We start from the raw sequence: 13876 nt of genomic DNA on the forward strand, positions 1-13876 counted from the left end.
GTTCGTGATCGTCCGCTGGAGTTGAGAGCCGGAGTGATCCATGGCCCGTCGGACCGGTGCCGCACGACGGATCAACTCTCCGCGCGACAGACGGTGTTCTTGGGCGGGACGCGGAGGTCGATGTAATACCGGTTGGCGTGCGCGATCGTGCACGGGTCACCCGTGTGGTACAGCCCGTGCCCATGCCCCTCGAAGCGGATCGTGCCCGATCCCGGCACCCGGAGGGCGAGGTCGGCGGTGTCCCCATAGTCGGTCCACGTTCCCGCGCCGACGAACGGCGGCAGCTGGTCCACGGAAAGCGAACTAGGGAGTGTCTGACAAGTCAGGCGCGGTTGGGCGGCTCATCGCACAGATCTTGACGTCACCCCAACTCGGCGGCCACGACGTCGGTCATCAGCTGGATCCCGCTGGGCCAATCGGCCGGGGCCCAGTCACCGTTCATATGGGTGACGATCGTGCGACGGCCCTCACGGTCGCCCATTGCGAACGTGTAGCAGCCGTTGATCATCCCTGCGAAACCCCACACGGTCCGGCCGCTGGGCAGCTTCATCGAGAAGATGCCGCTGCCGTAGGTGGTGCCGTCGATCCAGGTCCGAGGCGGCACCTCGGTGGTCGTGAACATCTCTTGCTGCTGCTGGGGCGGCAGGAGCTGGCCTCGCAGCAGCGCGGTCAGGAAGCGGTCGAGGTCGCCGGTGGTGGAGACCATTCCGCCGGCGGTCCAGGCGTGCGAGTCGTGCCCGGCGTTCTGCTCGGTCACGTCGTGCACCGGGGCGGTCAAGGAACCGTCGGCGGTGTTCTTGGAGTAGTGACGAGGATGCACGCCCTGGAGCTCCGCCTCATCGCCGGGCATATAAGTGCCGGTCAACTGGAGCGGGCGAACGATCCGCTCCACCAGCTGCGCGGCGAACGGCCGCCCGTCCGCCCGCTCGGCGATCATCCCGGCGAGGATGTAGTTGGTGTTGCTGTAGGCCCAGCCCTCGCCCGGCTGGAACTGCGCCGGATGGGAGACGGCGATCTTCACCAGCTGCTCCGGCTTCATCCGGTCGAAGCGCCGGGTGAGAAAGCCGGGGTTGAAGAAGCGTTCCAGCATCGCCGGGTCGATGCTGTACGGGAAAATGCCGCTGGTCTGACGAAGCAGGTGCCGGACGGTGATTCGGCCGCCGTCGTGCCCGTTGCCCTGCAGCAGGCCCGGCAGCCAGCGGTCCACCGTGTCGTCCAGGCTGAGTTTGTGCTCGGCGGCCAGCCGCAGCACCACCGCCGCGGTGAACGCCTTGGTCACGCTACCGATCCGGAACCGCTCCCGCGGAACCCGGGTCCGGCCGGTGCGGACGTCCGCGACCCCGGCCGCCGACCAGCAGGTCCGGTCGCCGTCGCGGGTCTGCGCGACCATCCCCGGCACACCTTGGCGCACCGCCTGCTCGATCACCTCGCGTACGTGTGGGGCGACAGGAGCGGTGGCCGCGACGGTCGCGTCGCCGGTGGGATGACTGGAAGTGTGCATGCGTTTCCCCGTCGAAACCGAGACCAATGTTTCTGATGATGGAAAGCTACGTTGCGTTTAATTGGACGTCAATTGAATCCACGGAAGACATTGGCGTATTGACAGGTGAAGCCATGGAAATCAATGCGATGATCTGAAGATGAATGCAACGGCCCCTCCGGTCGTGTTGCAATCCGCCGGCGAGGGATCCACACTGTCGGACAACGCCGGACCGCCGTCGACAGGAGTTCGCCCCTGCCATGCCCGCCAGCAGGCTCACGCTCCGGGACCGCCAAGTGATCGCCGCCGGTCTCGCTTCGGCCCTTTCCTACGCCGAGATCGCTCGACGCCTCGACCGTTCGACCTCGACCATCACCCGGGAGGTCATGCGCAACGGCGGCCCCGCCGGATATCGCGCCGACGGTGCACACCGCGCTACCCAACGGCGCGCACGCCGGTCCCAGGCGGCACCGCCCACGCCCGCCCCAGCTGCCGAGTCCCAGGCGGCGGAACGGCTGACCGTCGCCCTCGTCCAGACCGGTATGTCTCAGATGCCCGCTGCTGTGCTGGCCTGCCTCTACACCGCCGACTCCGGCGGCCTCACCGCCGCCGACCTGGTCCGCCGACTGCGCGTCAGCCCCGCGTCGATCTCCAAGGCGGTCGGCTACCTGGAAGAACAGGAACTCATCCAGCGACGGCCCGACACCGGCCGCCGCGAACGCTACGAGATCGACGACGACGTCTGGTACCGCGCGATGCTCGCCGCGGCACGAACAAACGAGGCCGTCGCCGCAGCGGCCCGAGACAGCGCCGAGGCCCTCGGCCCAGACACACCCGCCGGGACGCGTCTGTCCGGCATGGCCACGTTCATCACCCAGGTCAACGCCGACATCGTCGCCTCCGCCAATCGCTGGCGTACCGGGGAGGAACGCGCCTGAACACCGCAGGATGCGTCACCGATCCTGCGACAGCCCAGGCGCGGGGCACGGACGTAGAGACACCGCGCCGTGGGGATGTCCCCGGGCAGTTCCCCGAGCGGGTGACGGCGTCGCAATCGCGATGCGAAGGGTCTCCGGCCTCTGCCATCATCGCTGAGTGCCCCGATTTGAAGACCTTGTCGCTGAAGGCGAATCCGTCCCCACCGAGGGCTGGGACTTCTCCTGGTTCACCGGCCGCGCGGTCGAAGAACGCCCGTCCTGGGGGTACGCGAAGCTGCTCGCGGACCGGATGGCGAAGTCCGAGGCGGCGCTCGACATCCAGACCGGTGGGGGAGAGGTACTGGCCTCGATCCCGGCCGCCCCACCGGTACTGGCCGCTACGGAATCGTGGCAGCCGAACATCGGGATCGCCCGGCGCAACCTGGCCAAGTTCGACGCCACGGTCGTCGAGGTCGACGACGAGGCCGACCTGCCGTTCCCGTCGGACCACTTCGACCTGGTGGTCAGCCGTCATCCGGTGATCACCCGCTGGGACGAGGTCCGCCGCGTTCTACGCCCGAACGGCACGTATCTCGCGCAGCAGGTGGGCTCGGGCTCGGTCCGCGAGCTGACCGAGTTCATGATGGGGGCGCAGGAAGCAGAGGAAGCTTCGGTCCACCCGTCTTTGGGACCGCTGGCGACCACGGCCGGCGCGACCCCGATGGAGGCCACATTCAGCGCGGAAGCGGCGGGTCTGGAGGTCGTCGACCTTCGTCAGGAAGCACTCCGAATGGAGTTCTACGACATCGCGGCGGTGGTCCACTTCCTCCGCAAGGTGATCTGGATCGTCCCGGGCTTCACCGTCGACGCGTACCGCGACCGCCTGGCCGAGCTCCACGACTTCCTCGAGCGGCACGGCCCCTTCGTGGCCTACTCGCAGCGCTTCCTCATCGAGGCTCGCAAGAGCTGAACCTGCTCGGGACACGGGCGGCGTCGGGGGACGCCTCGGTTCACCTGACCATGGACGCCCGGACCAATCTGCCCGGGCGGGGAAGTGCGGTGACGGTCGTTGGCCCGGACACACCTACTGATCGACTCCGGTGAACGCCCATGAGATTCCTCATCATCGGTGGCAGCGGTTTTCTCGGCGCCGAACTCGCTCGGCAGTGTTCGGCGGCCGGGCATGAGGTGGCCGCGACCTACCTGACCCGGCCAGGAGAGACCACGGGCGTTGAGTGGTTGCCGCTCGACGTGCGCCGACGAGAGGACGTCGCCGCGCTGATCGCCGCATTCCGGCCAGAGGCGGTCATCAACACGGCGTCCCGGTCGGCGGACTGGACGACCACAGCGACCGGAGCCGTGAACGTGGCTCTCGCCACCTCCGCGACAGGTGGGCGCCTGGTTCATGTGTCCAGCGACGCGGTCTTCTCCGGCGCCGCGATTCACTATGACGAGACGTGCGTCCCCGACCCGATCACCCCGTACGGCGCGGCCAAGGCCGCTGCCGAGACGGCAGTGAACGCGATCGCGCCGACCGCGGTGATAGCCCGGACATCCCTGATCATCGGTGACGGCGGGTCCCCGCACGAGGCGCTGGTGCATGCACTGGCCACCGGCAAGGGGAGAGGCGCGCTGTTCACCGACGACATGCGATGCCCCGTGCACGTCGCCGACCTCGCCGCGGCGCTCCTCGAACTTGCCGCATCCGAATATCACGGCGTTCACCATGTCGCCGGAAGCGACGCGGTGAGCCGATACGAGCTGGGCCGGCTCATCGCCCGACGCGACGGGCTCGACCCGGACCGGTTGCCCTCAGGCCGGCGAGCGGACACCAACGCGCCCGGCCCGATAGACGTACGCCTGGAGTGCGGCATGACCCAGCGGCGGCTTCGGACCACGCTCCGTGGTGCGCGGCAGTTCCTGACGTGAGGTTCACCGACGATCGCGACCATCTCCTCTTGCCCCGCAGGGCCGCCTGACCCGGTTGTTCAGCCCAGGCGGCCAGGCGCATGCCCGAAATCACGACGGCCGCGCCCGGCAGGGGATCGCCCGCTCGTTTGAGCGCCGGCAGCGCCAACAGGACGAGAAAGCCGTCCGAGGACTCGCCGGACAACGTCGGCGGCAAGCAGGGCCGAAAGGTTCCACCCGGGCTTGAGGCTTTCCCGGACACCGGCGCAGCACCGCCAACGAAAAGTCTCCGGGGAGAGTTCAACGACAGGCTCGATGTCATGAGCGAACAGCCCGGCGGGGCGGAGCCCGCCATCAAGAATTTCGGCCTGTGGCCGCGCTGCGGACTGACCGTGGAGGTGGACGCGTGAAGCTCGCCCCTGCCCCGCCCTCCTGGGGGGAGCTGCTGGGCCGGGAGCATCTCGGCGCGGCGGTCGTGCTGGCGGGTGGGGTGCTCGTCGGAGCGATCAACATCTACCTCGCGGCGAGCCTGCTGCCGACCGCGGTGGCGGACCTCGGCGGCGCGAGCTTCTACTCCTGGAACATGACGATGTACCTCGTCGCCATGGTGATCGCGACGATGCTCGCCGGCCGGCTCCTGTCTCGATGGGGGAACGTCGGCGCCTACCTCCTCGGCTTCGCCACGTTCACTGCGGGCTCGCTGGCCTGCGCGGTGAGCTCGGCGATGGCCGTACTGCTGGCCTCTCGCGGCGTCCAGGGGCTCGGCGCCGGTCTGCTGTCCGGGCTGGGGTTCGCCGTCATCCGATCGGCGCTGCCACCCCGGCTCTGGACGCGTGGCGCCGCGCTGATGTCGGCGATGTACGGCGTCGGCAACTTCGCCGGTCCCGCGCTCGGCGGACTGTTCGCCCAGATGGGCGCGTGGCGCCTGGCATTCGCCCTGGTAGCGGCCATCGCGGCGGTGTGCGGTGCGATCGTGCCTCGCGTGCTGCCGCGCAGCGAACGAAGCGACGTGCGCCCGCCGATCCCGGCCGTGTCTCTGCTGCTGGTCACGGCCGCCGCCGGGACCGTGAGCGTGGCGGGAATCCTGCCAGGCACACTCGCCAAGGCCGCCGGAATTGCGGGGGCGTTGCTGCTGATGGCCGGGTTCGTCGCCTACGAGCGGCGCAGCGAGCTGAGGGTCTTCCCACGTACGACGTACCAGCGGGGTTCGTCGTTGAAGTGGGTCTATCTGACGCTGGGGCTGCTGGCCTTCGGGGTCGCCGCCGAGTCGTTCCTGCCCCTGTTCGGCCAGCGGCTGGGCGGACTGCCGCCGCTCGTGGCGGGATTCTTCGCCGCTGCCATCTCGCTCGGCTGGTCGGTGACCCAGATCGGCAGTGCCTCGGTGACCGGGCAGCGTGCCGTACGGCTGCGCATCCTTGGCCCGGTGTTGCTCGCCGCGGGCCTCCTCGTCCAGGGCCTGTTGCAGCGCGAGGACACGCCGATCTGGCTGGTGGTCGCTTGGGTTCCGGTGCTGTTCATCGCGGGTTCGGGCATCGGCCTGGCCTATCCGCACCTGTCGGTTGCCGCGATGTCCAGTACCCGGGATCCCGAGGAGGGAGGGCGGGCCGCCGCGGGAGTCGCCACCGTGACAAGCCTGTCGATCGCGTTCGGCACGGCGGTGGCGGGGCTCCTGGTCAACCTGGGCGGCCGGTCGATGCTCGACTCGGCACGATACGTGCTGTTCGGGCTCGCGGCCATCTGCGCGATCGGCGCTCTCACCGCGCACGCGTCCAAGGGCGCGAGCCGTACAGAACCCGCCCACCAGGGCTCCTAACCATCCTTCGATGTGAGGAGATGCCATGACTGACGCCCTGTCAGAGATGCCGACGTTCCCGATGGCCCGTGCGGCGCAGTGCCCGTTCGACCCGGCGCCCGAGCTGAGCCGCCGGATGGAAGAAGCGCCGGTTTCGCGAGTGAGACTGTGGGACGGCACCACCCCGTGGATGGTCACCCGTTACGAGGATGTGCGCGCGGTGCTCGCCGATCCACGCGTCAGCGTCGACGTCACACAACCCGGCTTCCCGCACACCAACGCGGTGAGCAGGGCACGCGACGCGCAGATGAAGACGCTGATGCAGATGGACGCGCCGGAGCACATCACGCAGCGGCGGCTCATGACCGCGGACTTCATGATCAAAAAAATGGAGGCGCTGCGGCCGAGGATCCAGCATCTCGTCGATGGGCTTATCGATGAAATGCTCGCCGGTCCGAATCCGGTCGATCTGGTGGAGGCGATCGCGCTACCGGTGCCCTCGCTGGTGATCTGCGAGCTGCTGGGGGTGCCCTACACCGACCGCGCCTTCTTCCAGCGCGTGGCCGGCGCGCTCGTCATGGACGAGCCCGACCCCGCGCAGGCCATGGCCGCCAGCGAGGAGCTCAGCGGCTACCTCGACGACCTGGTGGAGAAGAAGAACGCCGAGCCGGGCGACGACGTCCTCAGCAGGCTGGCCGTCGAGCAATACCGGACCGGCGCGATGACCCGGCAGGAGATCTCCACGATGGGCCAACTCCTTCTGGTGGCCGGGCACGACACCACCGCGAACATGATCGCGCTGGGCACGGCCGCGCTGCTGGCGAACCCAGAGCAGCTGAACGCCGTCCGCGACGGCGACCCCGGCCTGGTGGCCAACGCCGTCGAAGAGCTCCTGCGCTACCTGTCCATCACCCACACAGAAGCACGCCGCGTCGCGCGGGAGGACCTCGAGATCGGCGGCCGGCTCATCCGCAAGGGCGACGGCATCGTCGTCGTGAAGAGCACCGCCAACCGGGACCCGTCGGTCTTCGCCGACCCCGACGCTCTCGATGTCCACCGCAAAGCCCGCCATCACGTCGCCTTCGGTTACGGTCCCCACCAGTGTCTGGGCCAGGCACTGGCCCGGGTGGAACTGCAGGTCGTGTACGGCACGCTCTACCGGCGTATCCCCACGCTGGCCCTGGCCGTTCCACTGGAACAGCTGACGTTCAAACACCACGCCGTCTTCTACGGGGTCCGCGAACTGCCCGTCACCTGGTAAATCACCGAAGGAGAAAGCACATGAAGGTCACCGTCGACCAGGACGCCTGCACCGGTTCGGGGCAATGCGTTCTCATCTCACCGGAAGTGTTCGACCAACAGGCTCGACATCGGCGGCGAGCGGCGGAGTGCGCGCGACCAGGGCCTGGATCGCGGACATCACGGCCGCGCGGTCGTCAGGGGAGCTGTCGCTATGACGCCATGTACGGCCCGGCTGACGCGGTCTGCGTCGCAGATTTCAGCGAATTCAATCAACGCACGACTGGGAGCCGGCGAAGCCGTCCAGGGCAGCGCGGATTTCCTTGCGCATGGTGTCACTGCCGGTGTGCCCAGAGTCGTCCACAACGACGAGGCGCGCATCGGGCCAAGCCTGGGCCAATTGCCAGGCGGTCTCCAGTGGCCCACCCAGGTCGAAGCGGCCATGGACGAGCACGCCGGGGATGCCGGCCAGTTTGTGTGCGTTGTGCAGCAGGACGCCCTCCTCCAGCCAGGCGGCGTTCGAAAAGTAGTGCGCGCAGATCCTGACAAAGGCCTGCAGATCAGCGGGTGGCCGGTCACTGTAGGCGTTCGGCTTGCCGTTCACCTCCAAGGAGATCACCGCGTCCTCCCAGGCCGTCCAGTCGTGAGCCGCCTTGGCCCGCACGGCAGGGTCGGGGTCGGACATGAGACGCGCGTAGGCGGCCAGCAGATCGCCATCGCGCTGGTCCTCAGGAACCCCCGCGCGGAAGCGCTGCCATTGTTCGGGAAAGAACCGGCCGACGCCGCGATAGAGCCAGTCGATCTCGGAGCGGCGGGTCATGGTGACGCCGGTGATGACCATCTCCGACACCCGCTCGGGGTGCGCCTCGGCATAGGCGAGCATAAGCGTGGAGCCCCACGACCCGCCGTAGAGCAGCCATCGGTCGACATGGAGATGTTCGCGGAGCCGCTCCATGTCGGCGACAAGATGGTGGGTGGTGTTGGCCGACAGATCAACTTCCGGGTCGCTCGCGTGGGGCAGGCTTCGCCCGCAGTTGCGCTGGTCGAACAGGATGATGCGGTAGCGGGCCGGGTCGAAAGCACGGCGCTTGCCTGGTGTGCAGCCTGAGCCGGGCCCACCGTGGACGACGACCGCGGGCTTGCCCTCCGGGTTGCCGCAGACCTCCCAGTAGATGAGATGGCCGTCGCCGGTGTCCAGGTGTCCGCGGTCGTAGGGCTCGATGGGGGAGTACATGATTCGAAAATATAGTCATTAGCCAGATGCAGGTTCCCGGCCACGAGAATGGCCCGCGCCCCCAGGAACAGCGTTCCCACTGAAGTTTCCCCGCTGCCGGATCCGTGACGTGCAGGTCCGTTGAATTCCCCCCGCCCACCAAGACGGCCGTCTCCGCAAAGTGGTCCCAGAATTACGGATGCCGCAACAAAATGGCCCCGGCGCCGACGGGCGACGGCGTGCCGGGTATCACTCGTCTTCGCCGATCCTGGCCAGGGCCGCGCGGAGACGGCCGGCAAGATCAAGGGCCTGCCGCGCTGACCAGGGGATCACTCCGTTCTCGGTCATCAGAGCGTGGTACTGCTGCTGCTCGTAAGGAGTCCCGGGAGGCAGGGGAGCGATGTGCCAGTGCAGGTGGGTGTTGCCCTGCTGGCTGCCCAGGGAGAGCAGGTAGGTGCGCTCGGAAGGAACGACCGCCTCGACCGCCAGGGTGACCCGGCGGACCGTCCGCATCAGCCGTAGGTAGGCCTCTTCGTCAAGATCCCGGACGACGTGCTCGACGTGGGCTTTGGGAGCCACCAGGACCTTGCCGGGCATCGTGGGGTAGCGATCCAGGAAAGCGATGTGGTGCTCATCTTCGAAGACGATCTGCTCAAGGTCGTAGCCGGGAGCGCCCGTCAGGATGGCGCAGACGAAACAAGGACCGCCTCTGGTGCGCCGAACATAGCCGGCGAGATCGAACGCTTCTTTCCGTGGGGACGACGGTTCACCTTGGCAATTCCGGGCGGGAAGGTCCCCGTCGGAGGAATGCACGCTCATGGTCGCCACCATAGGCGGCCGCGAGCGGGCAGGAGCATCGTCGATGAATCCGCCGCCCGCGCCGCCGCCAACGAGGCCATCGCGGCGGAACGAATCCGGAAAGGCTCATCCCCGGCGGGTGTAGCGTCTGACACGCGAAGTTGATCAGAGGGGCGCCCGCCATTGGAACTGCAAGACACACGGTTGGACATGTCGCATGGTGAGCGGGTCGGCAGATACAGCGATGTCGCGAGCGCGTTGGCGTTGCACAGTGACCGGCAGCTCGGCGAGTCACTGGAGCAGGCGCAGGTTCTGGGCTCGGGGATCGGTGGCACCTCTGTACTGCTGGACATCGATGGCGTGCCGGTCTTCGCCAAGCGAATCCCGCTGACCGACCTGGAGCGCCGCGCAGGCAACGTGATGTCCACCGCGAACCTGTTCGGGGTGCCTCCGTTCTGCCAGTACGGACTCGTCGAGTTCGGCGGGCCAGGCTTCGGTGCATGGCGTGAACTCGCGGCCAATGTCATGACGACCAACTGGGTCCTGGCCGGGCGCAGTGCGGCCTTCCCGCTGCTGTATCACTGGCGGGTGCTGCCGGGAGCGCCACCACCCAGCGATGAGCACGCCGACGTCGAGGCGGTCGTGCAGTACTGGGAGGGATCACCAGCGGTACGGGATCGCCTCCACGCCCTTGCCCGCGCCTCGGCCGGCATCGTGTTGTTTCAGGAGTTCATCCCCTACCGCCTCGACAACTGGCTCGCCGCTCAGCGAACCGCCGGCCAGGACGCGGCGATAGCGGCGAGCGCCATGGTCGAGTCGTGCCTGCGCACCGACGTGGCCTTCATGAACGGCCAGGGGTTGATGCACTTCGACGGCCACTTCGGCAACATCCTCACCGATGGTGAACGCCTGTACATCGCCGACCTCGGGCTGGCGACTTCCTCCCGGTTCGACCTGTCCACGCAGGAGAGCGAATTCCTGGAGCGTAACCGGACCCACGACATCGGGTACGCGCTGATGCGGTTGGTCAACTGGCTCGTCACCAATGTCTGCGGGGTGAAGGTGCCGCAGAACGGGGGACCGGCGCGACGCAACGAGTACATTCGCGCGTGCGCGGACGGCGCGGACCCCGCCGGTGCTCCGCCGGCTGTGGCCGCGGTGATCCGCCGCTACGCGCCCGTGGCGGCGGCCATGAACGACTTCTACTGGGACCTGTTCGGCACCAGTAGGACGACGCCGTATCCGAGCAAGAAGGTCGAACGCGCCATGAGCGCAATGCGCTGATCCCATTGTGACTGAGCGCTTCAGTTGGTGAGAATCGCCCCTGAAACGCTCAGTCACCACAGCCGATCGTGACGAGGCGCCGTTAGTTGGCTTCGAGAACGAAGAACAAGAAGCACAGGAACCTCGTGCTCGTGGGCTCGAATTCGCGGAGCTCCTCAGGGAACAGGTCGCGGGCTTCCGGCGCAAACGGCGGTTCGCTGATGACGCTGATGCGAAAGCCCGCCGCGGTGAAGGCTTCGGTCATCGCGTGCAGCGGCCGGTCCCAGAACCTCATCTGGACGGTCTGCCCGCCCTTGGTCCATTCGTCGGTCCGGCTGCGGGTCTCGAAGTACTTGGGCTTTTCCCCGGCCATGTGCTGAAAGAGAGTGATGCCGAAAGGATGGTGGACCGAGATGAGGAGTCGGCCGCCAGGCCTCAGCACGCGTCGCAGCTCGGCCAGTGTCGGTCCCCAGTCTTCCAGGTAGTGCAGTACCAGGGAGGCGATGACGTCGTCGAAGGCGTCGTCGGGGAAGGGCAGTGGGCTGGCCAGGTCGGCGACCCGTAGGTCCGCGTCGGTGCCCAGCCGCCGTCGGGCCATCTCCAGCATCCCGGCACTCGCGTCGACGCCGGTCACGATGGCGCCTCGATCGCGCAACACGGAGAACAGCGGACCCGAGCCGCAGCCGGCGTCGAGGATGCGCCTTCCGGTCACATCCCCGGCGAGCTCCAGCATCGCGGGCCGCTCGTAGTACGCGTTGACGAGACCGGTCTCGTTCTCGGCCGTGTACCCCTCGGCGATCCTGTCGTAGTCGTTGAATCGGGACGAATGTGCTATATCAACATGATTTTCGGGCGTAGTCGTCATGCGGGCCATTTTGGTCCACCCGTCACGGGTTGCGCAGACATACGGCCCGTTTGCCATGACTGAGCGCACATCCGCCAACTGAAGCGCCAGGTCACAACAACTCGTCGAATTAGATGGTGTCGCTGAGCGGCTCTGGGATGTTGTGAGCGCGTCGGTACTCGGCCTGTCTGGCCTTTCGCTCCCGCTCTTCGGGCTCCTCGCGCGACATGCGAACCAAGGGCTCGGCGTAGCGCGCTTGGGCGGAGGGCTCCAGATGTAGCCGGGCTCAAAAGTGTGGCGCACTTCTTCGACGAAGAGGGCGTGCCGGTGGTGTCGAGGGCGAGTGCCTTCCAAAAGGGCGAGGCCAGGATTCGGCTCAGGGTGATGGCCGGCGGATATTTGGGTGCGACCAAAGTCGAATCATCTGAAGGAGCGCGCCAGTGGGGGCCATGAAAACAGGTCCCACCTCACACGAAGATCGCCATTGAGGAGCACTATAGCGATCTTGTGTCAGGACTACTGAGAAAACTGTCGAATGCGTCAGATCAACTGAGCCTGTGTCGACTCAGTTAAGACGGGACAACAGGCCCGCTTGGGGCAAGTTGGATAGCTCGCGTCATACCAGACAGAATTCACCTTCTGTCTTGTATAGCGTTTATCGCCACTTTTGTCGTTCTTGGCGTTCGTACGTTCCGACTGCGGGGTGGTCGTCGAGAGGGGAGCCCAGCTCCTCCCGCTGTCCCGGATTTCGCCTACCCCGGCCCGCCTGGGCGGCCGGGGCCGTGACGGCGGGGTTCCGCAGCGTACACGGCCTCGGCGGGAACTCTTGGTGGTCGCGTCCGGCGGGCGGCGGGTGGCCGACTCATGTGTCGCCGCGCCGCCGCGAGGGGTCGTGCGCCGGCCGCCTGCGTTGCCCGACCGTCCTTATGGTGATTTTCCGGACAGTCCGAGGGGGTCTCAGAGGGCGTCGACGAAGGTCTCGGCTTCGGCCTGCGTCATGCCGGTCTCGCCGCGTACGAGGAAGACGGCCTGCTCGGCGCGTCCGGCGGCCTTCAGCTCGCGCACCCGCGAGGCGAGGTCGCCGGGTTGCCCATCCGGTTGGGTGGTCGGGACGGGGCGTCCTGCGTCCAGGGCGTCCACGACGTCCTTGGCATCCTTGAGGCTGAGCCCGGTTCCGTCTCTGAGCGCCTTGATCGCGTGGATCTTCTTGCCTTCGGCGCACAACGCACGGACGCGTTCCTGGAGGTCGCGCGGGATCGGCGGCGTCAGCCCCGGCGATCGCCACGCGAGCCGGGTGCTGGGCCGGGCACCTGCTCGGGCCGCCAGCACGATGACGATTATCAGCGCGACGGCCATGACCAGGACGATGATGACGATCGCGGTCGTGCTTTCTATACCGAACACGCCGTGATCGTACGACTTCGGCGATGCCTCGGGAACCTCTTTCGCGTTGCTCGATAATGGACATTATGTCAAGTAAATCCTCTGCCGCGAGGTTCCGGCGCCCATCGCCGCACGCATGCTCGGTTACAGCGACCAGGTCACCCATAGGCACGCCGCAGCCGCCGCGGTCCCTTGGGCCGCTTACGCTGACGCCATTCGTGAACAGGTGACCAGGAGTGTCGATGACAACTGAGCATGGCTCCAGCCTGACTCACCTTCCTCGAGGCGCAACGGGATTCCGGGATCCCCAGACCGAACTCCTGCCGACCACGGACTCGCGAGCCTTCGCCTCGGCGTGTTATGAAGCGGCCCGGCGTGCGCGCTGCCGGATTATCGAGATCACACAGCCTGTTCTCACGCCCAACTTCCATACCGCCGTAATGAGCTGCCGAAGTCTCGACTTTGCCGTGTTGGGTCATGTCCATCTACCACTCATGGCGATCGCCCAGGTTCAAGCAGCCAGGTCAACCTCCGTGGTCTTCATCGATGGCGTCCCTGAGATCGAAGAGGCGTTGAGATCTTCAGGCGCCTTCCGAATTCTGGCGTCGGACGAGCTGCGGAAACCCCTCGAACTGATCGACACCTCGAGCCTCGACCAGGCAGAATGCCGCCAGGTCGCCTATTGGAAGCCCGCGACCCTCGGTCAGCTGTTGTTCAACTACTGGGACTGAGCTGAGTCCATCGAGGAAATCCGGCCGATTGAATATTGGAGGCCATCAGTAGACCGTCTGGGGTCTGTCCGATGGATGCGGGCAGTCGGCGCGGCGGTCTCGGCGTCGAGACGGCTGCATTCCTCGCCCCTGGTCGCCCTGGTCCGAGCCTCCCATACGGCCGGTCCTGGCGCTCAACGTGCCCGAGGCTCGCGGCGCAGCGGATGCGATGGGACTCGCCCGCACAGCAGGGCCGGTAGGCGAGTCCCGAGGCGTCCGGATCAGGCGGGCGCCGGTCCGTGGTCGCTCAGCTCTTGATCTGGCCGATG

General features: G+C 67.1%; 14 protein-coding genes and 1 pseudogene. 9 read left to right on the top strand and 6 right to left on the bottom strand.

What is annotated here, in order from left to right:
- Positions 1-71 precede the first annotated feature (71 nt).
- Entirely contained in the window at positions 72-293 is a 222-nt protein-coding gene (locus tag AWQ71_RS04265; protein ID WP_067126940.1) for a hypothetical protein, read from the bottom strand.
- Between the two features lie 68 nt (positions 294-361).
- Entirely contained in the window at positions 362-1501 is a 1140-nt protein-coding gene (locus AWQ71_RS04270) for a serine hydrolase domain-containing protein (RefSeq protein ID WP_067126943.1), read from the bottom strand.
- 239 nt (positions 1502-1740) lie between these two features.
- Here AWQ71_RS04270 and AWQ71_RS04275 point away from each other — a divergent pair, with 239 nt between their 5' ends.
- The 7 genes and pseudogenes from AWQ71_RS04275 to AWQ71_RS44260 all read left to right on the top strand — a co-directional run.
- Complete coding sequence (locus AWQ71_RS04275) at positions 1741-2418, top strand: GbsR/MarR family transcriptional regulator (RefSeq protein ID WP_067126946.1); 678 nt, start codon at positions 1741-1743, stop codon at positions 2416-2418.
- Positions 2419-2575: 157 nt separating this feature from the next.
- Positions 2576-3367, top strand: coding sequence for a class I SAM-dependent methyltransferase (locus AWQ71_RS04280; protein WP_067126949.1), 792 nt, complete (start codon positions 2576-2578; stop codon positions 3365-3367).
- Between the two features lie 140 nt (positions 3368-3507).
- Entirely contained in the window at positions 3508-4326 is an 819-nt protein-coding gene (locus AWQ71_RS04285; protein ID WP_067126952.1) for an SDR family oxidoreductase, read from the top strand.
- A gap of 80 nt (positions 4327-4406) precedes the next feature.
- On the top strand, positions 4407-4715 hold the full coding sequence (locus AWQ71_RS41310; RefSeq protein ID WP_157570168.1) for a hypothetical protein: 309 nt from the start codon (positions 4407-4409) through the stop codon (positions 4713-4715).
- Positions 4712-6118 (top strand): MFS transporter, encoded by a 1407-nt coding sequence (locus AWQ71_RS04290; protein WP_067126955.1) that lies wholly within the window; start codon positions 4712-4714, stop codon positions 6116-6118. The genes AWQ71_RS41310 and AWQ71_RS04290 overlap by 4 nt, the downstream gene beginning before the upstream one ends.
- A 25-nt stretch (positions 6119-6143) precedes the next feature.
- Positions 6144-7358, top strand: coding sequence for a cytochrome P450 (locus tag AWQ71_RS04295; protein ID WP_067126958.1), 1215 nt, complete (start codon positions 6144-6146; stop codon positions 7356-7358).
- Between the two features lie 20 nt (positions 7359-7378).
- A pseudogene (locus tag AWQ71_RS44260) lies at positions 7379-7456 on the top strand (ferredoxin); the annotation flags it as partial.
- 148 nt (positions 7457-7604) lie between these two features.
- On the opposite strand, the gene pip reads toward AWQ71_RS44260, so the two are convergent.
- On the bottom strand, positions 7605-8570 hold the full coding sequence (gene pip, locus AWQ71_RS04300; protein WP_067126961.1) for a prolyl aminopeptidase: 966 nt from the start codon (positions 8568-8570) through the stop codon (positions 7605-7607).
- Between the two features lie 228 nt (positions 8571-8798).
- Positions 8799-9368 (bottom strand): HIT family protein, encoded by a 570-nt coding sequence (locus AWQ71_RS04305; RefSeq protein WP_084258571.1) that lies wholly within the window; start codon positions 9366-9368, stop codon positions 8799-8801.
- A 162-nt stretch (positions 9369-9530) separates the two neighbouring features.
- On the opposite strand from AWQ71_RS04305, the gene AWQ71_RS04310 reads away from it, so the two are divergent.
- Complete coding sequence (locus AWQ71_RS04310; RefSeq protein WP_245658104.1) at positions 9531-10631, top strand: protein kinase family protein; 1101 nt, start codon at positions 9531-9533, stop codon at positions 10629-10631.
- 82 nt (positions 10632-10713) lie between these two features.
- On the opposite strand, the gene AWQ71_RS04315 is transcribed toward AWQ71_RS04310, so the two are convergent.
- Together AWQ71_RS04315 and AWQ71_RS04320 are read right to left on the bottom strand one after the other, a co-directional pair.
- Positions 10714-11484 carry a class I SAM-dependent methyltransferase gene (locus AWQ71_RS04315; RefSeq protein WP_067126966.1) on the bottom strand — a complete coding sequence of 257 codons (771 nt, stop codon included), beginning with the start codon at positions 11482-11484 and terminating at the stop codon, positions 10714-10716.
- Between the two features lie 927 nt (positions 11485-12411).
- Entirely contained in the window at positions 12412-12858 is a 447-nt protein-coding gene (locus AWQ71_RS04320; RefSeq protein WP_067126969.1) for a ribosomal protein L7/L12, read from the bottom strand.
- A 221-nt stretch (positions 12859-13079) separates the two neighbouring features.
- Between AWQ71_RS04320 and AWQ71_RS41315 the strand changes: the two genes are divergently transcribed.
- Positions 13080-13568, top strand: coding sequence for a hypothetical protein (locus AWQ71_RS41315; protein ID WP_157570169.1), 489 nt, complete (start codon positions 13080-13082; stop codon positions 13566-13568).
- Positions 13569-13876 lie beyond the last annotated feature (308 nt).

The organism is Microtetraspora malaysiensis, from assembly GCF_001528665.1.
GTDB lineage: Bacteria > Actinomycetota > Actinomycetes > Streptosporangiales > Streptosporangiaceae > Microtetraspora_A > Microtetraspora_A malaysiensis.

What these genes read in the sequence shown, in the direction of transcription:
- pip (WP_067126961.1), bottom strand. Translation starts at nt 8,570, where the DNA reads ATGTACTCCCCCATCGAGCCCTACGACCGCGGACACCTGGACACCGGC.
- AWQ71_RS04315 (WP_067126966.1), bottom strand. Translation starts at nt 11,484, where the DNA reads ATGGCCCGCATGACGACTACGCCCGAAAATCATGTTGATATAGCACAT.
- AWQ71_RS04270 (WP_067126943.1), bottom strand. Translation starts at nt 1,501, where the DNA reads ATGCACACTTCCAGTCATCCCACCGGCGACGCGACCGTCGCGGCCACC.
- AWQ71_RS41315 (WP_157570169.1), top strand. Translation starts at nt 13,080, where the DNA reads ATGACAACTGAGCATGGCTCCAGCCTGACTCACCTTCCTCGAGGCGCA.
- AWQ71_RS04285 (WP_067126952.1), top strand. Translation starts at nt 3,508, where the DNA reads ATGAGATTCCTCATCATCGGTGGCAGCGGTTTTCTCGGCGCCGAACTC.
- AWQ71_RS04275 (WP_067126946.1), top strand. Translation starts at nt 1,741, where the DNA reads ATGCCCGCCAGCAGGCTCACGCTCCGGGACCGCCAAGTGATCGCCGCC.
- AWQ71_RS04295 (WP_067126958.1), top strand. Translation starts at nt 6,144, where the DNA reads ATGACTGACGCCCTGTCAGAGATGCCGACGTTCCCGATGGCCCGTGCG.
- AWQ71_RS41310 (WP_157570168.1), top strand. Translation starts at nt 4,407, where the DNA reads ATGCCCGAAATCACGACGGCCGCGCCCGGCAGGGGATCGCCCGCTCGT.
- AWQ71_RS04305 (WP_084258571.1), bottom strand. Translation starts at nt 9,368, where the DNA reads ATGAGCGTGCATTCCTCCGACGGGGACCTTCCCGCCCGGAATTGCCAA.